Source organism: Nonomuraea sp. B5E05 (assembly GCF_039880665.1).
Lineage (GTDB): Bacteria > Actinomycetota > Actinomycetes > Streptosporangiales > Streptosporangiaceae > Nonomuraea.
Genome location: NZ_JBDPMJ010000009.1, coordinates 177,301 through 198,132, shown reverse-complemented (window position 1 = coordinate 198,132; position 20,832 = coordinate 177,301). Strand labels below are relative to the sequence as shown.

The window sequence follows — 20,832 nt, the reverse complement described above, 5'->3', positions numbered from 1 at the left end:
GGCTTCAGTTTGTGTCAGCCGGCCAGCGAGAGAACCTCGGCCCCCTTCAGCCCGGCCAGCCCGGCCCCGGAGACGGCCAGCTTCGACCTGCGCACACCGCTTCCGATCACCACCCTCGGGTGCTCCGCGACGTGCGTGTCCACCAGGATCGGCCAGTCATCCGGCAGCCCCAGTGGCGTGATGCCGCCGTATTCCATGCCGGTCAGCTCGACCGCGTCGGCCATCGGCGCGAAACTCGCCTTCCTGGCGTCGAGATGCCTGCGCACGACGCCGTTCACGTCCGCCCGCATCGTCGCGAGCACCATGCAGGCGGCGTAGCGGATCTTGCCGCCTCGTTTCGCGGCCACGACCACGCAGTTGGCCGACTCGTCGAGCCGCACGGAGTAGCGCTCGCAGAACGCCGCCGTGTCGGCCAGATCGGGGTCGATCTCGGCCACCTCGACACTCTCCACGTGCGCAACGGCCCGCGCCACCGGATCAGCCAGGAGGTCGATCCGTTCGGTCGCGGGCACCCAGTGCAAGCTCATCCCATCTCCTCGATCGCTTCTCCTTGGACCCTAACCCGGGCGTCGGAGCAGCGTGCGACGTCACGGGGACTGCAGCACCCGCTGGTGCAGCAGCGTGACGGCGCCGCGGGCGGACTCCATGGCCCCCGCCTGCCAGGCGATCAGATGGGTGAGCCAGTCGCCCGCGAAGTAAACCCTTCCGGCGGGGCGTTGCAGAAAAGTGAAGGACGAATCAAAGGACGGCCAGCGCACCCAGCCGCCCTGGATGTGCTCCTGGCGCTCCCACGCGATGGAGACGCTGGACAGGAGGTTCTGGCGGTACTTCTCGCCGTGGATCTTCTTGCCCTGGGTGAGCGCCCTGCGCCTGCGGTCCTCAGGGGTGAGTGCTCCGTACAGCTCGGCGTCGCGCTCGGTGTTGTAGTAGCCGACGAGCAGGCCGCGTTCGGCGTGGTAGTCGTGGGAGGGGTACCAGATGTGGGTGATGTCGAGGTCCGTCTCCGTCACGCCGCCGTAGATGTGGTCCTCCAGCTCCCACCAGCGCCTGCCGTACTCCAGCCCGATCTTTCCCGCGGCGATCGGGGCCGGCGTCCTGAGCGCATTGGTGACCTGGGCTCCGAGGTTGTGCGGGATCTTGGCGAGGACGTGCGGCGGGAGGGTGGCGATGCAGTAGTCGGCCTTGACGCTGCCGCCGGTCCAGACGACCTCGACGCCGTCGTCCAGAGTGGTGATCCTGGTGACCTTGGCGCCCGTCGTGATGTTGTCCTCGCCCACCGCCTCCACCAGCCTGGTGACGATCGCGTCCATGCCGCCGACGGGCTGGAACATGGGGGTGGCCTGGTCGAAGCCGAAGTTGTTGGTGATGGCGCGGCCGGTGCCCGCGGCGAGGATCTGGTGGAGGGAGCCGGGGGCGTCGAGGAGGACACCACCGTCTATTGCCGGAAATTTCGTGAAACCGCGGCGCGACGAGCCTTCATAATTTAGCCGTGGGCCCAGGTCACCGAACCTTCTGAGAAAATCGAGCAGGCGTTCCTGGTCGTCCTTGGTGATGGCCTTATCCAGCGCACCGACATTTGTGGCTTTCGCCAGCATTTCTGCGACATATCCATACATGTCGGCTCGGGCGGTCCGCGCCCGCATCGTCCGCCCGTTGGTGTGCACGTACGCGGCGGCGTTGTCGTTGATAAAGGTCTCGATCGGGATGCCCAGCTCGCGGCAGTAGTCGAGGGTCACCATCCACGGGGCGATCCTGGCGGGGCCCGCGTTGAAGTAGACGCCGTCGCCGAGCGTCACCTCCTGCGCCGGGCCGTTCTGCTCGCTGAGACGGTCGCCGCCGCGCAGCGTGAGGTTGCGCCCGCCGGCCTTCTCCCTGGCCTCCAGCAGCGTGCAGTCATAACCGGCCTTGCCCAGCTCGTACGCCGCCGTCAGCCCCGCCACCCCCGCACCGATGATCACGACCTTGGCCGTGCCCTTGCCGCGCAAGGTGAAGTCGCCCGGCCTGGGCGCCACGTAATCCTTGGACTGCTCCGAGGGCGCGAGCCCTAACGCGCCCATGGCCGCGTACATGGCGCCCGCGCCGCCCACCGCGCCGATCCCGACGAGCAGCCCGCGCCGGGTCAGCGCCGCGCCTTCCACGTCACCCGCCCCCTACACCCGGTCCCGGGCGTTCACCGTCATCCCCACGCCCTGTCACCCGTACGGTCCGCTGCCGCAGGCGACCTGGCCGCCGATGGTGGCGAAGATGCCGAACAGCGCCATGATCTGGGTGAAGTCGTCGGTGGTGAACTCCGTGTGACGCGACCCCGCCGACTTCACGCCGGGGATGAGCGCCACAGCGGCGGCAATGGCGGTGGAGTTCCACTCCACCCCGAGCGTGTACGGCGCCGCCACCTCATACGGCGTGAAGTCGCTCAACCTGCCGAGCGCCCGCGCCGTGGCCTCACGGATCCTTGCCTGGGCGACGCTCGGCGGCAGCAGCTCGGCCGAGAACTTGTCGATCCCCTTCTTCACCGCGACCGTCTCGACGTCGCCGAGCAACTCGCGCGCCTCCTCGCCGACGGCCTCGTCCCCCGTCACCACCGCGACCGGCACCCCGTGGAACCCGGCGCACGCGGCGACGAGCCGGGTCTCCCCGCACAGCTCGCCGTTGAGGTAGACGTTCTGGATCTCCTTGCCCATCCAGGTGTGGTTCAGCACGCCGTCCTGCACGCCGGCGCGGGCGTGATAGCCCACGAAGCAGGCGGCCTGGAACGACCCGTCCAGCCCCTGCGCCATCCGCTGTGCCTTGCCCGGCCCCCGGATGAGGCTGGCCCGGGGATCGAGCAGGTCGATCCGGAGGTTCTTGGTGGACCCGTGGGCGTCGTTGACCAGCACGCTCGCCGCCCCCGCGTCGAACGCGCCCTCGACGGCGGCGTTGGCGTCGGCGGTCATCAGCTCGCAGCCGCGCTCGTAGCCGCGCTTGCCCGCGTGCATCTCCTCGGGGTCCGTCAGCCCCGTCACGCCCTCCATGTCCACCGACAGATAGACCTTCACGTGCCCTGCTCCTTCATCGCTCCACGCCCGCCCGGGGTCAGGCGCCCCAAGTCTCCACCCGGCGCACCTCATCCTCCGTCATGAGCCCCACGTTCGCCTCGATGTACGCGGCCGCCTCGGCCCGCCACGGGGCCGGGATCTCGTCGAGGGCCGGCGGGTAGCAGTGGTCCAGCCAGCTCGTGGACTCCTCCGTGGCGTCGAAGTAGTCGAGCACCCCGGCGAAGAGGGTGTGCTCGATCCCGGGGACGCGCGCCAGCCCGTACTCGACCATCTCCTGGCCGCCGTAGGGTGGCTTCTTGAGCCACGGCTGTGCGGCGCGGTGCCTTGCGGTCATGGGGGTGTTCAGGGGGCGGCGCTCGACGGCGGCCTGGATGAGCTCCTTGTAGAGGCACTTGCCGCAGGTGCGGCACGGCCCGTCGGTGCCGCGCAGGCACCAGCGCACGTACTTCTTCATATCGGAGTCGAGGGCCAGGCGCATGGTGACCGCCTCGCTCACGCCGCCCACGGGCAGCACGATGTGCACGCCCGCCGCCGCGAATAACCTGCCCCATCTGCCGTTCGGCGCCCACATGGGGTTGTCCGGCGTGTAGCGCAACACGTAGCGATCCCCGCCGAGCCAGCGTGAACCGAGTTCATAGCCGAAGGCCAGCCCGCCGAGGTTCAGCTGGTCGGCCAGGAGCAGCGCGCCCACCGCCACCGCGTGGTGCTCCGGATAGCCGGGACGCGGCTCGGCGAGGGTGTACTCCAGGTCGGAGGTGGCCGTGGACAACTCGCGGCCCGTCCGCTCGGCGAGCCTGGCCAGCACGTCGGACCGGTAGTGGGGCCAGCGGTTGGGGACCCGCCGGTGCGGCACGCGCTGGAAGTGCACGAACGGCGCCTCCGGGTACATGGCGGCCGTCGCGACGGAGTCCGCGCCGCCGCTGTACGAGATCGCGAGCCTGGCCCCCGGCCTGCGCGGCTCCGCCCCTACGGGGCCCGCCTCGATCCCCCAGCCGGCATGCAGGGCTTCGGCCAGCTCCGCCGATACGGCCCGGTCGAAGGAGATGCGCCGGCGGGTCCACGGCGCCACGACCGTCCAGGCGGCGAGGGCGAAGAGGTCGGGGTGGGCGTCGTCGGGGACGCCGCCGACGGAGCAGGAGTTGGTGGCGAGCTTGATGGGGTGCTCGTCGGAGGCCCTGCCGGTGATCTCGTCGTCCGGGTCGAGGCGGAACGTCAGATCCGCGCCTGCCCACGTCACGCGCACGGTTGCTCCTCGGAACGCCCCCGTGCCCGCTCGTCCGCCCGGCCTGCCGCGGGAGCGTCTCCCACGGGCAGGCGGGTCCGCAGGTCGTCGATGGCCTGCCAGACGAGGACCTCGTTCTGCAGCACGCCGTCCAGCGCCTTGGCCGTCTCCTGGGCGAGCCGGTGGGCGTCGTCGGCCTTGCCGCCGAGTTTGTCGATCTTGCTGTCGGCCGTGCCGCCTCCGGCCGACGGCGGGCGCGCGTTCCGCAGCCGCTCGACCTCGCCCTGGAGGGTCGCCATCTCCCGCCGCAGGGTCTGGACCTCCCAGAGCGCGTCCCTGATGTCCTGGCGATGATCGGCGATGGAGATGTAACGGGAGTCGAACCACGTACGCACGGCTTTGCGCAGCCGGACAGGGACGGGAACGCGCATCATGAAACGCCACGATACTGGCAATCCACAGCCCGGACGGACGAAGCTACCGAGGGGTTATCAGAGTCCCCCGAAAGCTCCGTCCAGTTTGCGGTGACATGTCCAGAAGAGCGCTATTGCCCGGTGAATTTGGGCCTGGACTTCTCGGCGAACGCGCGCATGCCGACCTTGGCGTCGTCGGTGGCGAAGAGCCCGGAGAACTGCAGCCGCTCGATCTCGAGGCCGGTGTCGAGGTCGACCTCCAGCCCCTGGTCGACGGCCTGCTTGGCGGCGCGGAGCGCAATCGTGGGACCGCCGACGAAGGTGGCGGCCCACTCCAGGGCGGCGGTGTAGACCTGCTCGTCCGGCACCACCCGGTCGACCAGGCCCATTTCGAGGGCCTCGGAGGCCGGCACGTGGCGGCCCGTGAAGATCAGATCTTTCGCCCGGGCCGGGCCGACCAGGCGGGGCAGGCGCTGGGTGCCGCCCGCGCCGGGGATGATGCCGAGCAGGATCTCGGGCTGCCCCAGCTTGGCCGACTCTCCCGCGACCCGGAAGTCGGCGCAGAGGGCGAGCTCGCAGCCGCCGCCCAGGGCGTAGCCGGTGATGGCGGCGATGACCGGCTTGCCGATGCGGGTGACCGCGGTGAAGCAGTCCTGAAGCGCACGGGAATGGGTGGACATGTCGGCATAGGACATGTCGGCCATCTCTTTGATGTCCGCGCCCGCCGCGAAGACCTTCTCGCCTCCGTAGATGATCACCGCCTGCACCTGCGGGTCGGCGTCGACGAGACCGGCGGCCTCGCCGATCTCCTGCTGGACCTGACCGTTGAGGGCGTTCATCTTCGGACGGTCAAGACGGATCGTGGCGATCTGGTCGGCCACCTCGACGCTCACAAACTCACCCATACGTCGAACCTAACAGAGCAGATCGTCAGCGGGCCGCCGCCTTCCCGCACGCCCTCCCCCCACCGTCAGCCCACCGTCAGCCCGCGCCGTCAGCCCGCGCCGTCAGCGGGCCGCGGCGGACTTCACCTCCTCCGCGGTCCGCTTGCTGCGGGACACCCGTACGAGGGCGGCGGACAGGCGGGCCAGTTCGTCGCCGGAGCGGGCCAGCCGGGCCAGCGAGCGCTCCTGGCGCGGCAGCCCGACGTTGGCCGCGCCGTCCAGCACCTTCTTGTCCAGGTGCGGCGCGACCTGGGGCCAGACGGCCTGGGCCTCGCGCAGGAAGATGTCCGCGCCGGTCGGCCCGATGCCGGGGAACTCCATCAGCAGCCCGGCGGTGCCGCGCGGATCGCCGCCCGCCTCGTCCCGCAGGCGGCGCAGATCGCCCTTCCACCGGTCGAGGAGCAGTTCGGCCCCCCGGCCCAGCATGGTGGCGGTGCGCTCGTCGTAGCGGCGGTAGTGGCCGCGGCCCAGCGCGTCCACCCGATCCTGCCAGGTCGCCTCCCGCATGGCCTTCGGGGTGGCGTACCCGGCCGCGAACAACTCCCGGGCGGCCGCCACCGCCACGTCCGCCGAGATCCGCGCGCTGAGCAGGGTGGCCAGGACGAGCAGCTGGTAGAGCGGTTTCGGCTGGTCGGCCAGCTTGATTCCGGCCTCGTTCGCGAACGTGCGACCGTACCGGTCGAGCAGCACGTCCATGACGGCTCTGTCGGTCTTGCTCATGAGTGTCCCGCTACCCGCGGCCCTTACGGGCATGCCGGGCCGCCGGGTTCGCGGAGGAGACCGGCCCGGGTTTGGGGCGAAGGCCGGAGGGGAGGCGAAGGTTTCCCGAGCGAAAAGGAGTCTGTTGTGCTGACACTGACAGACAACGCCGTTGAGGCGATCCGCGACCTCATGGTCGGGGAGGACGTGCCCGCCGACGCCGGGCTGCGCATCGCCCCGAAGACCGACGAGGCGGGAACACTCGAAGTCACCCTGGTGAGCACGCCGTACGCGGGCGACCAGGTCGTGGAGAAGGGAGACGTACGCGTCTTCGTGTCGGAGGACGCGGCGCCGATCCTGGACGACAAGGCGCTGGACGCCCAGCAGAGCGTTCCGGGACAGCCCACGTTCAGCCTCGGTCGGCGTGCCTGACCGTGCATCGCAGGGGACGTAGCGGTCGATTCATGTCACGATGACGACGCGTCCGATTCAGGGGGGTGTCCGATGAGTGACGATCCGCTGCTCCCCGAACCGGTGGCTCGCGCGCTGGCCGGCTACCGAGCGCTGCGTGACGCGCACGGTGCCTGCTGGGGCGAGCCGCCCCTCACCTACGTCGTCCAGGCTGGGACCACCGTCTTCCTCTGACAACCGGTACGACTTCCGGGGCCCGGGCTGCGCCGGCTCGCCGGGCGCCATCCCGAGGTTTCCCAGGATCAGCTCGGAGACCTCCTCGGCGGGGTCGCCGGGTGGTGCGCGACTCCGCCACGCGGCGCCAAGGTGGTCAGGGCCCGCCGGGGCGGCCGGCCTGAGCGTCCGCCATCGAGACGACGTACTTGCCGCGGGTGTACCGGGCGGCGGCGAGGTCCCGCAGGGCCCGCCCGGCCTCCGCGAACGGGTAACGGCGGCTGATCATGTCGCCGAGGGTTCCGTCGAGCGCGCGGAGGGCGAGCGTGGAAAAGGTGCCGGCGCGCAGGCTGGGAGGGCCGTTGACGACCCGTACGGTGATGTCGTCCCTGCCCAGGGAGCCGTGGCCGAGCGAGCCGAGCGTCGTGGTGATCAGCCGGCCGCCGGGCCGCAGCGCCCTGACCGCTTCGGTGAGCCCCTCGCCGTCGAGCACCAGGTTGACGATGGCGTCGACGCCGCCGTGGTGCAGGCGCAGGGTCTCCTCGACCACGTCGCATGCCACGTAGTCGATCGTGGCGGAGGCGCCGAGACCGCGCGCGTAGCCGGTGTGCTCGGCGATCGCGGTGGCGATGACCTCGGCCTGCTTCTCCTTGGCCAGCAGGGGCACGGCGATGCTCCCGATGCCGCCTGTCGCGCCGATGACCAGCACCCGCTCGCCCGGCAGGAACGCGCCGTCCTGCAGGGCCGCCGCGGCTGTCATGCCGGTGCTCGCCAGCGCCGCGGCGGTCTCGGGCGCGAGCCCTTCCGGCCTCGTGGCCACGTAAGGGCCCTCGGCCTGGAAGGTCGCGTATTCGGCGAGCGCGCCCGAGGTGACCGCGGCCAGGCCGAAGCGCTCGGCATACGAGGGCGGGGCGCCGAATCCGAACACCTCGTCGCCCGTCGCGAAGGAGGTCACGCCGGGGCCGAGCCCGGTGACCGTGCCCGCGAAGTCGGTGCCAGGGACGTAGGGGAAGCGCAGCTCGAAACTGTCCTTGATGGCTCCGCTCGTGAGCATCAGGTCGGCGGGGTTGAGCGAGGCCGCCGCGACCTTCACCAGGATCTGGCCGGGGCCCGGCTCGGGAATCGGCAGGTCCTCGATCTGGAGCTGCCCGGGCGGGCCGTAGTTCCGGGCGACTAGTGCTTGCATCATGGGCGCACCCCTCCTTATAAGTGGAGAAATTTTCTCCGCTTTCCGACGTTATGCTGCTGTGGAGAGCCACGTCAAGCGATCTCCAGCACACGAGAGGCGGCCAGCCGATATGCGCGCGCCGGGCCAACTGAGAGCGGACGCACAACGCAACCGGGAGCTGATCATCGACACGGCCAGGGAGGTGTTCGCCGAGCAGGGCCCTGGAGCCACGATGGATGAGGTCGCGCGGCTCGCCGGCGTGGGGGCGGGCACGCTCTACCGGCACTTCCCCGACCGCGACAGCCTCATCCACGCCGTGCTGGCCGACGCCCTCGAACGCATGATCGCGCTCGCGCAGAAGGCGCGCGAGGAGGAGACCTGGGCATGGGACGCGCTCAGCCGGTTCGTACGCGGCTGCGCCGACCTGCGGCTCGACCTGCTCATCTCGGTCGCGGGGGAGCAAGTGCACCGTGTGGCCGGCACGCCCGAGATCAACGAGGGCCGCGTCCGCCTGCTGGAGGTCCTCGACCAGATCGTGAGCGCCGCCCACGACGAGGGGGCGCTGCGCACCGACGTCGGCACGGGCGACGTCATGGGGGTCGTCGGGCTGCTCGTCCGCGGGCTGCCCGCCCTGCCCGCCGCCCTGGGCGACGAGCTGCGGGAGCGCGCGGCGCGGCTGGTGCTCGCCGGCATGCGCGCCCACCCGGCGCCCTCCCCGCCCGAGGAGCCGCTGACGTCCGAAGAGCTGATCCGGCGCTTCACCTCCGAGCGCGACAGCTGAGCCGCTCCGGCAGCCCGGCGGCGGCCCTACAGCTCGCCGGAGAGGCGTTCGACGCCCCGGAGCAGCGCGGAGTGGTCGAGCGTTCCGTCGCCCGACGCGTTGGCGTCGGCCACGAGCCGGGCGACCAGCGCGCCGAGCGGCAGCACCACCCCGGCCTCGCGGGCCGCCGACGTGACGATGCCCATGTCCTTGTGGTGCAGGGCGATGCGGAAGCCGGGCTCGAACGTGTGGTTGAGCATGTTGCCACGCTTCTGGGCCAGCACCGCCGAGCCCGCCAGGCCGCCGCCCAGCACGTCCAGCGCCGCCTCCAGATCCACTCCGTACGCCCGCAGGAACACGACCGCCTCGGCCAGCGCCTCGATGTTGGCGGCGACGATGAGCTGGTTCGCCGCCTTGACCGTCTGGCCCGCGCCACTCGGCCCGACGTGCACGACGGTCTTCCCGACCGCGTCGAAGATCGGCTTGGCCGCCGCGAAGGCGTCGCTCTCGCCACCCACCATGATCGACAGGGCGGCGTTCCTGGCGCCCGCCTCGCCTCCGGAGACGGGGGCGTCGAGATAGCGCAGGCCGCGGGCGGCCGCCTCTCCGGCCAGCTCGCGGGTGACATCGGGCCGGATCGAGGAGAAGTCGATGATCAACGTGCCGGGCGCGGCGTGCGCGAACACGCCGTCATCCCCGGTCAGCACGGCCTGCACGTCGGGAGAGTCGGGCACCATGAGGGCGACCACGTCGGCCCCCGTCACGGCGTCGGCGATCGAGGCGGCCGCGCGCCCGCCCGCCTCGGTCAGGGCCTTGGTCTTCTCGGGCGAGCGGTTGTAGCCGGTCACGGTGTGCCCGGCCCTGACCAGGTGCACGGCCATGGGGCTGCCCATGATGCCGAGGCCGATGAAGGCGATGGTGCTCACGACGTTCCTCTCCCATCGGTTGCTTTCGCGCCGATCCCTGCCGCGCGGGTCTCTCGTGCGGGTTCCTGTCGCGCGGGTCTCTCGTGCGAGTCTCTCTGTCGCGCGAACGGTTCCTGACGCGCGGGTCTCTCGTGCGAGTCTCTCTGTCGCGCGAGTCTCTATCGCGCCGGTCTCTCCGGGGCGGCGGCTCGCTCCGTGCGGGGGAGCCAGTCGAAGGCGCCCGGGCCGTCGGAGCGGTATTCCAGGCCGACATATCCGTTATATCCGGCTGCGTACACGTCAGAGATCCACTGCCGGACCGGCAGCGAACCCCCGCCCGGCGCGCCCCTGCCGGGGGCGTCGGCGATCTGCACGTGGGCGATGCGCGCGGCGTGCCGCTCGATGACGGCGGGCACGTCGTCGCCGTTGACGGCCAGGTGGTAGAAGTCGGCCAGCAGCCCCACGCCGGGCACGTCACCGAGCCGGTCGAGCACGGCCACCGCGTCGGCGGCCGTCAGCAGGGGATAGCGCGGCGCGCCGCTGACCGGCTCGACCAGCACGGTGCCGTCGACGCCGCGCGCGCAGGCCGCCAGCATCTCCACGGCCAGGTCGTCCTGCTCCTTCGCGTCGATCCCTTCGACGCGGTTGCCGTAGAGGGCGTTGAAGGCCCGGCAGCCGAGCCGCTCGCCGATGGCCGCCACCACGGGGATGTTGTCGAGCAGCTCGCGGGAACGCTCGGGCCACGACACGAGGCCGCGATCTCCGGCCGCCATGTCGCCGGCGAAGAAGTTGAGCCCGGTCAGGTGCACGCCCGCGTCCTCGACGGCGCGTACGAACGTGTCCACCTCACGATCGGCGGGCACGGCCTGCGGCCACGGCCACCAGAACTCCACCGCCGTGAACCCGTCGGCGGCCGCCGCGGCCGGGCGGTCGAGCAGGGGCAGTCCGGTGTAGAGGATCGAGCAGTTGACGGTCCAGCTGGTCACATGAGCTCCTACGCGGTGGCCTCTTCCGGCCGCTCGCGGCGCAACTGGCCGAGCAGGCGGCCCTGGGCCTGGTCGAGATGGTGGGCGAGGCGCTGCTGGGCCCGCTCGGGGTCGCCGTCGCCGATCGCCTTGAGGATGTCGTCGTGCTCGTGCACCACGTTCATGGGGTGCGTGGTCCTGTGGGCCTGGAACTGGCCCATCGTCAGGTGCACCTCGCCGAGGATCACCTCGTGCATGCGCGACAGCCGCCGGCTGCCCACGGCCGCGACCAGCGCGGAGTGGAACGCGATGTCGGCCTCCACCTGGCTGGCGAAGGCCATGTCGCCGGCCGCCGCCTTCATCGCCGCCTGCGCGCGGGCGGCGGCCGGCGGCACGGTGGCGGTGCGGGCGAGCGCCGCGACCGCCGCGCGCTCGACGGTCTCGCGGCTGAAGTAGAGGTCGCGGATGTCGTCCTCGTCGAGCTTGGGAACGACCGCGGTCTTGTGGGTGGTGCGGCGCAGCAGCCCGAGCGCGGTGAGCCGCTCCAGGCAGGCCTTCGCGGTGGGCCGTGCGACGCTGTATTCGCCGGCGATGCGGATCTCGGTGAGCTTCTCCCCAGGGGCGATCTCACCGTTGACGATGCGCTTGCGCACGGACTCGTAGAGCGCTTCCGTCAGAGACGACGGTCCGAGAGAAAAGCTGGTCTGGCCGTCCAAAGGACCCTCCCAAGGATCGCCGAACGCGAGCAGAATCGTCAGACAAGTATACTAGCTCTCAATACCCGGCCGCCTTGTCGACGACGTTGCGCAGCGGCTCGCCACGGGCGAACCTGCCGACGTTGTCCAGCATGATCCGCACCCCGCGGCGCGCGGTCCCTCCCGTGGTGGCGCCGTTGTGCGGGGTGACGATGACGTTCGGCACCGCCCAGAACGGGCTCTCCTCCGGCAGCGGCTCCACGCCGTGCGCGTCCAGCCCCGCCCCCGCGATCTCACCCCGGCGCAACGCGTCGAGCAGGGCGTCGTCGTCCGCGATGCCGCCGCGCGAGACGCAGACGAAGCACGCCGTACGTTTCATCGCGGCGAACGCGGCCCGGTCGAACCGGCCCGCGGTGGCCGGCGTGAGCGGCGCGGTGACCACCACGAAGTCGCACGCGGCCAGGAACCGGGGAAGGTCGTCCTGGCCGAACAGCTCGTCCACACCCGGCGCGGGCACGCCCGCCCTGCGGCGCATGCCCAGCACCCGCATGTGGAACGCCTTCGCCTTGGCCGCCAGGTCGAGCCCCGCGTTGCCCAGCCCGTAGAGCCCGACGGTCGCGCCGGCCAGCTCGCCGTGCGTGTAGCGGTCCCAGCGGCGCTCCGCCTGCGCGCGCAGCCAGCGGGGCGCGTCCCTGCTGAGCATGAGCATCAGCAACATCGCGTGCTCGGCCAGCGGGATCGCACCGTTGCCCGCGGAGGACGTGAGCGTCACGTCGCTGTCGAGCAGCGCGCCCGACAGCACGCCGTCCACGCCGGCGGCCGGGCTGTGCACCCAGCGCAACCTGCGCGCCCTGGCCAGCAGCGCGTCCGGCACGCGGCCGACCACGGCGTCCGCCTCCTCGATCCCCTCGTCCAGGTCCGCCCCGAACGTGACGCTCGCCTCCGGGGCCGCCGCGCGCACGCCGCGGCGCACGCTCTCGTCGTGCTCGCCGGTGAACAGGATCCTCATTTGAGCCCCGTGGTGGCGATGCCGCGGATGAGCTGCTTCTGCGCGACGGCGAAGAAGATCAGCACGGGCAGCAGCGACACCAGCGACATCGCGAACAACATGCCCACGCCGCCCTGCGACTCGGAGTCGACCATGGAGTTGAGCGCCACCGGCACCGTGAACATCTTCGGCGACGTGAGATAGATCAGCGGCACGAAGAAGTCGTTCCACGTCCAGATGAACGTGAAGATCGTGGTGGTGACGAGCGCGGGCCGCATCAGCGGCAGGATCACGTACCAGAAGGTGCGGAACGGCCCCGAACCGTCGATCCAGGCCGCCCGGTCGAGGTCGCGCGGGATGGTCCTGATGAACTGCACCATCAGATAGATGAAGAACGCGTCGGTGGCCAGGAACTTCGGCACGAGCAGCGGATAGTACGTGTTCACCAGGTCGAACTGCGAGAAGAAGATGTACTGCGGGATCACCAGCACGTGCATCGGCAACATCACCGACAGGAGCGTGATCGCGAGATAGACCTTGCGCATCCTGAACTCCAGCCTGGCCAGCGCGAACGCGGTCAGCGAGCAGGAGAAGAGGTTGCCGATGATCGCGCCGACGGTGACGACCAGCGAGTTGAGGAAGAAGACCGAGAACGGGCGGTTCAGCGCGTGCCAGCCCTCGACGAAGTTGTCGAAGGTGATCTCGCTGGGGATGAGCCCGGGCTCGGTGAGGACGAGGTGGTCGGGCTTGAGCGAGCTGACGATCATCCAGACCAGCGGATAGAGCATCAGCAGCACGAAGGCGCCGAGGCCGAGATGTTTGAGCAGGTCGCGGCGGACGCGCCGCCGCGCGGCCGCCCTGGAGCGCGTACGCGTGGAGTCGAGGGTCGCGGTCGTCATCAGTCGTCTCCGTAGAAGACCCAGTATTTCGACAGGACGAAGTGCACGGCCGTCACCACGGCGATCGCGGCCATCAGCACCCACGCCAGCGCGGAGGCGTAGCCCATGTCGAAGTTCGTGAATCCCTGCTGGTAGATGTAGAGCGTGTAGAACAGCGTCGAGTTGGCCGGGCCTCCGGTGCCACCGCTGACGACGTGGGCCTGGGTGAACGACTGGAAGGCGCCGATCGTCTGCAGGATCAGGTTGAAGAAGATGATCGGGGTCAGCAGCGGGATCGTGACGGCGGTGAACTGCCGGACGACGCCGGCGCCGTCGACCCGGGCGGCCTCGTACAACTCCTCGGGGATCTGGCGGAGGCCGGCGAGGAAGATGACCATCGGCGAGCCGAACGTCCACACGTTCAGCACGATCAGCGTCGACAGCGACAGGCTCGGGTTCTGCAGCCAGCTTCCCAGCTCCAGCCCGAACCCCGACAGCGCCCGGTCGATCAGGCCGTTGTCGCCGAAGACCTGCCGCCACAGGATCGCGACCGCGACGCTGCTGCCGAGCAACGACGGGAGGTAGAAGGCGCTGCGGTAGAAGGCCAGGCCGCGCAGGCCCCGGTCGAGGATGAGGGCGAGCAGCAGCGCGAAGCCCAGTTGCAGCGGGATGGAGATCAGGACGTAGACCAGCGTCACCCGGACGGCCGCCCAGAAATAGCCGTCCTCGAACATCCGCCGGAAGTTCGCAAGGCCGTTGAACTCCGGCGAGCTGAGGATGTTGTAGTCGGTGAAGGCCAGGTAGAGGGAGGCGAGCAGCGGCACGGCCGTGACCAGCACGAGGCCGAGCCACCACGGGATGAGGAAGACGTGCGCGGCCCCGCCCTGGCCGCGCGGCCCGCGTCTGGCTCGCGTGATCGGCACAACGATCTCCTAACGCGCCCGCGTGATGCCGGTCTTGATCTCGTCGAGGAGCCGCTGGGCACCGTCGGCGGTGCTCAACCGGCCGAGCGAGATCTCCTCGGCGGCCCTGGCCATGGCCGTGCGCCAGGTGCTCGTGCCGGGGGGCGCCTCGAAGCGGGGACGGCGCTCGGCCTCGCGGACGGCCTGTACGGCGGTGAGCATCTCCTTCTCGTCCCCGCTAGCCCTGTCGAGGGTCTGCTGGAAGAGCTTGGGGTTGACCGGCGCGCCCATGGTCAGGCCGACGGTCTTGAGCATGGCCGGGTCGTTGGTGTTGTAGCTGATGAGTTTGCCGGCCGCCTCCAGGTTCTCCTCGTCGATGCCCTGATATATCGCCATCCGGGGGTAGTACAGGAACGGGTGACCGGCCTGCGCGTCCTTGGCCACCGGCACGCCGCGCAGCTTGAAGCGGTGGTCGGGGAACATCTTGGCGTCGTCGATGATGTGGTTGGAGTTGCCCACCTTGGCCAGCACCTTCTCGCCGACCAGCGCCCAGTCGGGGCCCATGCCCTCCTGCTCGCTGAGCGTCAGCACGGCTCCGGCCTTCTGCATCTTGTCCCACCAGTCGAACCAGGCGCGCACGCTGTCGGCGGTGAAGCCCACGTTGCCGTCCTCGGTCCACAGGTGCTCGCCGCGCTGGCGCAGCCACGCCTCGAACCACATGTCGGCGTCGGCCTCGTACGGCATGCCCTTGCGCTTGCCGGAGTTGTCCTTGGAGTAGTCGATGAGGAAGGTCGCCCAGGCGTCCCAGTCGGCGTCGTCGGGCGGGAGCTCGACCTCGTCCTCCTCGGCGAACGTCTCGTTGTAGCGCATGACGGGGACGAAGACGCCGAACGGCATGGTGTTGAGCTGCCCGCCCAGCTTGAACGAGTCCAGCTCCTGCTGGGAGTAGTCGGACAGGTCGAGGGTGGGGATGTCGTCGAGGCGGCGGTAGATGTTGCTCGTGTGGTAGGTGAGCACCTGCGCTGAGGCGATCCAGAAGATGTCGGCGACGTCGCGGGCCGCCATCTGCGTCGTCATGCGCTCCTGGAAGGCGGAGTAGTCGGCGAACTCCGGCTCGACCTGGATGCCCGGGTTCTTGGCGGCGAACTCCTTGAGGGCCTTGGTGTAGTTCTGCTGGCGGATGGTGTTACCCCACCAGGCGTATCTCAGCGTGGCGCCGCCGCCGCTCCCCGAGTCACCGCCGCATGCCACGAGGCCGGCCCCCAGCGCCCCCGCCGCAGCCAGCTTCAGGAATCCCCGCCGATCGAGTCCGCTCATCACTGTTACTCCCGTCGTTCTCACAGGGGCTGAGTGAAGCCCTAGTGTTCAGTTGTATGACGTGACCGTCAATAGGTCATGAATACTTGTTTGACAATCTTCAGCGGTCAGTGATCAGCAGGACCTCGTACAGGCCCACCTCGGGCAGCCGCACGCGGCCGCCGGACACCTCCAGCTCGCGGCCCGCGCGCAGGGCGCGCACCCGCCGCTCGCCCGGCCACGGGAGCCCCAGCCACGACGCGCCGATCGGCACCGGGCGGCGGAACCGCTGGTCGGCGTCGCCCGACCGGTTGAGCAGGTGGATCACGTGCCCGGCGGCTGAGCGGGCGGGGACGATCTCCACCTGTTCCGGCAGGCCGGTCTCCACCGCCAGCCCTTCGGCGGCGGCCAGCGCGCGGTCCGCGAACAGGTCCCGGTGCGCGCTCAGCCCGGTCTCCCGGTAGCCGCGGCCGACCGTCCACGGCATGAGCACGCCATTGCCCTTGCCGTACCGGGCGCCCAACCAGCCGGGATGGCCGGTCTCGCGGTGGCCGTGACACTTCTCCGGCGGGCCGTACCTGGCCCTGGAGAGTGCGAACAGCCCCGTCTCCGCCCCCTCGGCGGGCTCGACCACGTGGAAGGCGCCGATGACCGGCACCATGCCCCTGTCGCCGCGCAGGTGGAGCGAGCGCGTCGCCTCCTCGGTCTCCCTGCTCGCCAGGCGGCGGGTCACGGGCAGGCAGGCGAGCCGGGCCTCGTCCGCGTCGAAGCCGCTCGAACCGGTCGCCAGCACCGTCCCCCCGGCCGCCGCGTACGCGTCGAGCACCCGCCCCGACTCCATCGGGCCGAGATCCGGCAACACGATCAGCCGGTACCTGGACAGGTCGCTCACCGGCAGCCTGTCCTCCGGCAGCACGTCGAACGGGAGATGCCGCTCCAGCAGCGCCAGGTAGAGCCCCTGGAACTCGGAGAGGGCGCCCTTCGGCGGATCCTTCAGCGGGTCGGGACGCACCAGCAGCGTGCGCGCCTCGGAGACGAGGTCCCGGTAGGTCTCCGCGTGGTCGCGGTGGAAGCGGGTGATCTCGCCCGCGATCTCCAGGCACTCGTACGGGCTGTCGTCAGGCGTCCCCATGATGTACGTGGACGGGACCGCTCCCCGGGAGATCGCCTGGAGCAGATACTGGGCGAAGTGGTACGGCTCCTCCCCCGCCATCCGGTACGGCATGTCCACGAACCCCACCGAGTTGACCAGCACGGGAACGTCCGGCCGATACGACTTGGCCGCGCTGACGTGCTCGCTGGTGCGGTGGTGCCAGAGCGGCCGGCCGACGGCGTTGTTCGCCTCGTGGAAGACGATGTCGGCGTGCTCGCCCAGGATCAGCGCCGCGTCGGGGCGCCGGCCGGCGATCGCCGCTCTGATCCGGGCGTGCAGGTCGTCGAGCGTCTCGCGCGCGAACCGCCGCCAGCGCAGGTATCCGGGCGAGTCCCGGCCTTCGGGCAGCTCCTCGCCGGCCTGCCCGGCGTAGCGGCGGGCGCAGGCCAGGCAGTGGCACACCCCCCAGTAGCGCCGGCTGTAGTCGACCTCGTTGAACGACATCCAGTTGAGGAAGAAGCCGTCGACCGCGTACCGGTCGAGGACCTCGCCGATCACCTCGAACAGCTTGACCTGGTAGTAGTCGCCGCTCGGGCAGACGCTCGTCAGGCCGTTGTAGACCTGGGCGGCGCCGTCGGGGGCGACGAAGCACCACTCGGGGTGCTCCTCGGCCCGCCGGTGGTCGATCTTGGAGAAGTCCATGCGGGCCAGCACGCGTATCCCCCTGCGGCGGGCCGCGGCGACCGCGTCGCCGACCAGGTCACCCGACGGCCGCCCGGCGAGGTACGGGTTGCGCGTCTGGAAGTCCAGGCCGGTCGGATAGTTGGACAGAATGCCGCCGACGCTGATCAGCCACGCGTTCGCCCCGGCCCCCTCCAGGTGGTCGAGCACCCGCTCGACGTCGAGCCCCGCGTCGACCTCGCGGAGATTGGTCTGGAACATCCGGAACGGCTCCCGCCACCAGGGCCGCCCGGTCACCGGCGCTCCCACGTGAGGTGCACGACCTCGATGAGCTCGACGCCGGTCAGCGCCACCTCCACGCGGCCGTCACGGACCTCGGCGGCGGTCTCGGAGTCCGCGACCAGCAGGCGCGCCGTGGCCCCCTGAACACCCGGCGGCAGCGCGACGCTGACCGTCTGCGGCGGCAGCGGGATGGTCTCCCTGATGGCGCCGCGCATGGCCATCGGGTTGTTGAGGTTGACCACGGTCACCGCGACGCCGTCGTCGTCGCGGCGTACGGCGAGGTCGGCCAGGCCGGGCCCGCGCACGGTCGCGGCGGGCTCGCCGCCGAGCGACCATCGCACCGCGTCGGCGATCAACCGGCCGTGGTCCGCCTGGAGCGCCTCCCAGAAGACCGCCCCCAGGTCGAACGCGAAGTAGACCACCCGGCCCTGAGCGTCGCTGGTGACGACGGCCGGGGCGCCCGGCTCCTCGCGCGCGTAGAGCTCCTCCATCGGCAGGTCGGGGAAGTCCGGCACGAAGCGGAACGGCACCTGCGTGCCCTCGCGGGCCTCGACCCGCAGCAGCCGGGTGCCGCCGATGATCCGCCTGGCGCTCCCGAAGCCCGCGTTCACCGGGTGCTCGCCGGTCAGGGCGATGTAGTTGTTCCGCACCGGGCCCCTGACGGGCTCGACCAGGTCGACGCCCAGCACGTCGGCGAGGCCGAAGCCGGCGCGCGGGGCGCCGTGCTCGTCGTACAGGGACGACTGGTGCGCGGCCACCAGCCCGCCGCCCGCGGCCACGTACGCGCGGATCACCGCGCACTGCTCGTCGCTGAGCTGCTCGCTGTTGGCCAGGACCAGCACCTTGTACGGCCGCAGCCGCTCGGCGGACAGCGCCTGGGCGGCGACGAGGTCGAACGGGATCCGCGCCTCCACCAGCGCCTGGTAGAAACCGTCGTCGTCGGGAGAGGTGTGCGCCGCCCCCGTGCGCAGCTGCCCGCTGGTGCTCGGGTCGAGCAGCGCGACCTCGGCGCTGACCGGCATCGCCGACAACACCGGCTCCAGCCGCGCGTGCAGGCCGAACGCCGTGACCACGGCCGGCACCCACCGGGGGTCGGAGACGGTGGCGTTGAACTTCGTGAACCACGGGAGCGCGCCCTGCGCGAACCCGTCCACGATCCACGTCGTCACCTCCTCTGGCGGCGCCACGGAGTCCTTCCACCGGTGCTGGTGGTACTCGGGGCCGACGGAGGTGATCAGCCCGACCGGCCGGTCGGGGAACAACCCCCGGCTGCGTTTGGCGACCCGGCCCGCCACCCATGGCGCCTCGATGCCGGAACGCCCCTGCTTGTCCACCACGAACATGGGGTAGACCCGCTCGACCAGCCCAGGTTCCAGGTCGCGGGCGGCGAACGCGCCCAGGTTGGGGATGAACCGGGCATGCGGTCGCACGTCCTTGACCGCGGCGTCCCAGATCGCCACCAGCTCGCTGAGCCTGCGCCGGCGCCAGGCCACGTAGACGGGCCAGGCGGGGTCGGACGGGTCGCGCTCACGTCGCGGCAGGTCGAATCCCGTGTCGTCACGGAACGAACGCCGCGCGGCCTCGCTGTAGGAGATGCCGCTGTATCCCTCCCACCGGTTCGCGAAGATCGCGTCCACGTCGTACTCGCGGATGATCTCGCGGGCCACATCGGTGATGAACTCCCGGTGGTAGCCGGTGAAGGCGCACGTCAGCCAGATGCCGGGATACGACCAGTGCTCGATGGGCGCCCCCTCCGCGTCGCACGCCAGCCATTCGGGATGTGCCCGCGCGGCGTCGGCGTGCACGGCGTGCGGGTCGACCCGCGCCATGACGTGCATGCCCAGTCCCCTGGCGGCCTCCACGAGGGTGCCGAAGGGGTCGGTGTCGCCGAGGTAGGTGCTGCGGTGGTGGAAGGGGATGCGGGTCGGATAGTAGGCGATGTAGCCGCCCGCGCTGATGCAGAGCGCATTCGACTTGCTGTCGCGCATCACAGAGGTCCAGAAGTCGACATCGAGATGCGCCGGATCGTCCTCGGCCAGCGTGAGCTGTGTCCAGCGGGTCGCCTTACGCGGCCAGTCGGAAGTTCGCAATCGACACACACCTCTCCATCAGGCTTCTTGTCAGACGCGAAACATTGTCATACAAGATTGCAAGAGTGACAAGCCGTCCTGGACGTCGCGGTTGACATCAAGCAAGGTTGAGGTTGCACCCTCGGAGGGCAAAGCCACGACCTCCAAGGAGAACCCATGCACGCCGTCGTCCTGCACGCCTTCGGCCCGGCCGGCAATTTCCGCTACGAGACCGTCCCCGACCCCGAGCCGGGCCCCGGCCAGGTGCGCATCGCCGTCAAGGCGGCGGGCGTGCACCTGGTGGAGACCATGATGCGCTCGGGCATGGTCAGCGATTCGCTGCCGCCCCTGCCGGAACTGCCGGCCATCTTCGGCGGCGAGGTGGCCGGCCGGGTGGACGCCGTGGGCCCGGACGTCGACCCCTCCTGGCTCGGGCGCGACGTCGTGACCTCGGCCGGGGAGCCCGGGGGCTACGCCGAGCTGGCGGTCGCCGACGTCGCTTCGGTGCACTGGCTGCCCGCCGGGCTGGGACACGAGACGGCCGTCGCCATGGTCGTCACCGGGCGCACGACGCTGGAGTTCCTCGACGTGGCCAAGCTGACCTCCGACGACGTGGTGCTGGTGACCTCGGCCGCCGGGGGGATCGGCCGCCTGGTCGTGCAGTACGCGCACGCCCTCGGCGCCACTGTCATCGGCGCGGCGGGCGGCCCCGCCAAGGTGGCCGCCGTGCGCGAGCTCGGCGCGGACCTCTCCGTCGACTACGACGAGCCCGGCTGGGAACGGTCGGTGGCCGACCGGCTGGGCGGCCGGACGGTCACCGCCCTGCTCGACGGGGTCGGCGGCGACAAGGCGCGGGCCGCGTTCGGGCTGCTGGCCGACGGCGGGCGTTACGTCACCATCGGCAACGCCTCCCAGCAGGACTTCCGGCCGGACCCCGAGACGCTCAAGGAGCGGGACATCACGGTGACCAACGCCCTCCTGATCCTGATCGGCAGGCCTGAGCAGCGGGCCGCGTACGAGGCCCGCGCGCTGGCGGCGGCCGCCGACGGCACGCTGACGCCGGCCGTGCAGGCGTTCCCGCTGGCGCAGGCCGCCGCCGCGCACGCCGCGCTGGAGAGCCGGGCGACGACGGGCAAGGTCGTCCTCATCCCCTGAGCGGCCACGCGGCCGTCCTCCTCCGAGCGGCCACGTGCGAGCCGCCGTCCATCGAGCG

The 20,832-nt window shown here is 70.8% G+C and carries 21 protein-coding genes; 4 read left to right on the top strand and 17 right to left on the bottom strand.

Features of this window, described 5'->3' with window-relative positions:
* Positions 1-14 precede the first annotated feature (14 nt).
* From ABGB01_RS19055 to ABGB01_RS19025, 7 genes are all read right to left on the bottom strand, one after another.
* Positions 15-527, bottom strand: coding sequence for a YbaK/EbsC family protein (locus ABGB01_RS19055; RefSeq protein ID WP_347774804.1), 513 nt, complete (start codon positions 525-527; stop codon positions 15-17).
* Positions 528-587: 60 nt separating this feature from the next.
* Positions 588-2,138: a flavin monoamine oxidase family protein gene (locus ABGB01_RS19050; RefSeq protein WP_347774803.1), complete on the bottom strand. Its 1,551-nt coding sequence runs from the start codon at positions 2,136-2,138 to the stop codon at positions 588-590.
* 54 nt (positions 2,139-2,192) lie between these two features.
* A complete protein-coding gene (locus ABGB01_RS19045; RefSeq protein WP_347774802.1) occupies positions 2,193-3,035 on the bottom strand; it encodes a M55 family metallopeptidase in 843 nt (280 codons plus the stop codon).
* Between the two features lie 37 nt (positions 3,036-3,072).
* A complete protein-coding gene (locus ABGB01_RS19040; protein ID WP_347774801.1) occupies positions 3,073-4,278 on the bottom strand; it encodes a DUF6395 domain-containing protein in 1,206 nt (401 codons plus the stop codon).
* Complete coding sequence (locus ABGB01_RS19035; RefSeq protein WP_347774799.1) at positions 4,269-4,691, bottom strand: hypothetical protein; 423 nt, start codon at positions 4,689-4,691, stop codon at positions 4,269-4,271. The genes ABGB01_RS19040 and ABGB01_RS19035 overlap by 10 nt, the downstream gene beginning before the upstream one ends.
* Positions 4,692-4,801: 110 nt before the next feature.
* On the bottom strand, positions 4,802-5,575 hold the full coding sequence (locus tag ABGB01_RS19030) for an enoyl-CoA hydratase-related protein (protein ID WP_347774798.1): 774 nt from the start codon (positions 5,573-5,575) through the stop codon (positions 4,802-4,804).
* Positions 5,576-5,677: 102 nt separating this feature from the next.
* Positions 5,678-6,334 carry an endonuclease gene (locus tag ABGB01_RS19025; protein ID WP_347774797.1) on the bottom strand — a complete coding sequence of 219 codons (657 nt, stop codon included), beginning with the start codon at positions 6,332-6,334 and terminating at the stop codon, positions 5,678-5,680.
* 126 nt (positions 6,335-6,460) lie between these two features.
* On the opposite strand from ABGB01_RS19025, the gene ABGB01_RS19020 reads away from it, so the two are divergent.
* Both ABGB01_RS19020 and ABGB01_RS19015 read left to right on the top strand, forming a co-directional pair.
* Entirely contained in the window at positions 6,461-6,745 is a 285-nt protein-coding gene (locus tag ABGB01_RS19020) for a HesB/YadR/YfhF-family protein (RefSeq protein ID WP_132595371.1), read from the top strand.
* A 72-nt stretch (positions 6,746-6,817) separates the two neighbouring features.
* Complete coding sequence (locus ABGB01_RS19015) at positions 6,818-6,958, top strand: hypothetical protein (protein ID WP_347774796.1); 141 nt, start codon at positions 6,818-6,820, stop codon at positions 6,956-6,958.
* A 136-nt stretch (positions 6,959-7,094) separates the two neighbouring features.
* Here the strand turns inward: ABGB01_RS19015 and ABGB01_RS19010 are convergent, their stop codons facing one another.
* Entirely contained in the window at positions 7,095-8,126 is a 1,032-nt protein-coding gene (locus ABGB01_RS19010) for an NADP-dependent oxidoreductase (RefSeq protein WP_347774795.1), read from the bottom strand.
* A gap of 109 nt (positions 8,127-8,235) precedes the next feature.
* Between ABGB01_RS19010 and ABGB01_RS19005 the strand changes: the two genes are divergently transcribed.
* Positions 8,236-8,886: a helix-turn-helix domain-containing protein gene (locus ABGB01_RS19005; protein WP_347774793.1), complete on the top strand. Its 651-nt coding sequence runs from the start codon at positions 8,236-8,238 to the stop codon at positions 8,884-8,886.
* Positions 8,887-8,912: 26 nt separating this feature from the next.
* On the opposite strand, the gene ABGB01_RS19000 is transcribed toward ABGB01_RS19005, so the two are convergent.
* The 9 genes from ABGB01_RS19000 to ABGB01_RS18960 all read right to left on the bottom strand — a co-directional run bounded on the left by ABGB01_RS19000 (position 8,913) and on the right by ABGB01_RS18960 (position 19,640).
* A complete protein-coding gene (locus ABGB01_RS19000) occupies positions 8,913-9,953 on the bottom strand; it encodes a 2-hydroxy-3-oxopropionate reductase (RefSeq protein ID WP_347774982.1) in 1,041 nt (346 codons plus the stop codon).
* Positions 9,950-10,756, bottom strand: coding sequence for a TIM barrel protein (locus ABGB01_RS18995; RefSeq protein ID WP_347774792.1), 807 nt, complete (start codon positions 10,754-10,756; stop codon positions 9,950-9,952). Before ABGB01_RS18995 ends, ABGB01_RS19000 begins: the two co-directional genes overlap by 4 nt.
* A gap of 8 nt (positions 10,757-10,764) precedes the next feature.
* On the bottom strand, positions 10,765-11,451 hold the full coding sequence (locus ABGB01_RS18990) for a GntR family transcriptional regulator (RefSeq protein ID WP_347774791.1): 687 nt from the start codon (positions 11,449-11,451) through the stop codon (positions 10,765-10,767).
* Between the two features lie 58 nt (positions 11,452-11,509).
* Positions 11,510-12,439, bottom strand: coding sequence for a D-2-hydroxyacid dehydrogenase (locus tag ABGB01_RS18985; RefSeq protein ID WP_347774790.1), 930 nt, complete (start codon positions 12,437-12,439; stop codon positions 11,510-11,512).
* Positions 12,436-13,317 (bottom strand): carbohydrate ABC transporter permease, encoded by an 882-nt coding sequence (locus ABGB01_RS18980; RefSeq protein ID WP_347618440.1) that lies wholly within the window; start codon positions 13,315-13,317, stop codon positions 12,436-12,438. The genes ABGB01_RS18985 and ABGB01_RS18980 overlap by 4 nt, the downstream gene beginning before the upstream one ends.
* A complete protein-coding gene (locus tag ABGB01_RS18975; protein WP_347774788.1) occupies positions 13,317-14,219 on the bottom strand; it encodes a sugar ABC transporter permease in 903 nt (300 codons plus the stop codon). The genes ABGB01_RS18980 and ABGB01_RS18975 overlap by 1 nt, the downstream gene beginning before the upstream one ends.
* A gap of 9 nt (positions 14,220-14,228) precedes the next feature.
* Complete coding sequence (locus ABGB01_RS18970; protein ID WP_347774786.1) at positions 14,229-15,515, bottom strand: extracellular solute-binding protein; 1,287 nt, start codon at positions 15,513-15,515, stop codon at positions 14,229-14,231.
* Positions 15,516-15,615: 100 nt separating this feature from the next.
* Positions 15,616-17,565, bottom strand: coding sequence for a beta-galactosidase trimerization domain-containing protein (locus ABGB01_RS18965; RefSeq protein ID WP_347774784.1), 1,950 nt, complete (start codon positions 17,563-17,565; stop codon positions 15,616-15,618).
* Positions 17,562-19,640, bottom strand: a complete 2,079-nt coding sequence (locus ABGB01_RS18960) for a family 10 glycosylhydrolase (RefSeq protein ID WP_347774782.1) — start codon at positions 19,638-19,640, stop codon at positions 17,562-17,564. The genes ABGB01_RS18965 and ABGB01_RS18960 overlap by 4 nt, the downstream gene beginning before the upstream one ends.
* A gap of 156 nt (positions 19,641-19,796) precedes the next feature.
* Here ABGB01_RS18960 and ABGB01_RS18955 point away from each other — a divergent pair, with 156 nt between their 5' ends.
* Positions 19,797-20,774, top strand: a complete 978-nt coding sequence (locus ABGB01_RS18955; RefSeq protein WP_347774780.1) for a zinc-binding dehydrogenase — start codon at positions 19,797-19,799, stop codon at positions 20,772-20,774.
* Positions 20,775-20,832: the final 58 nt, after the last annotated feature.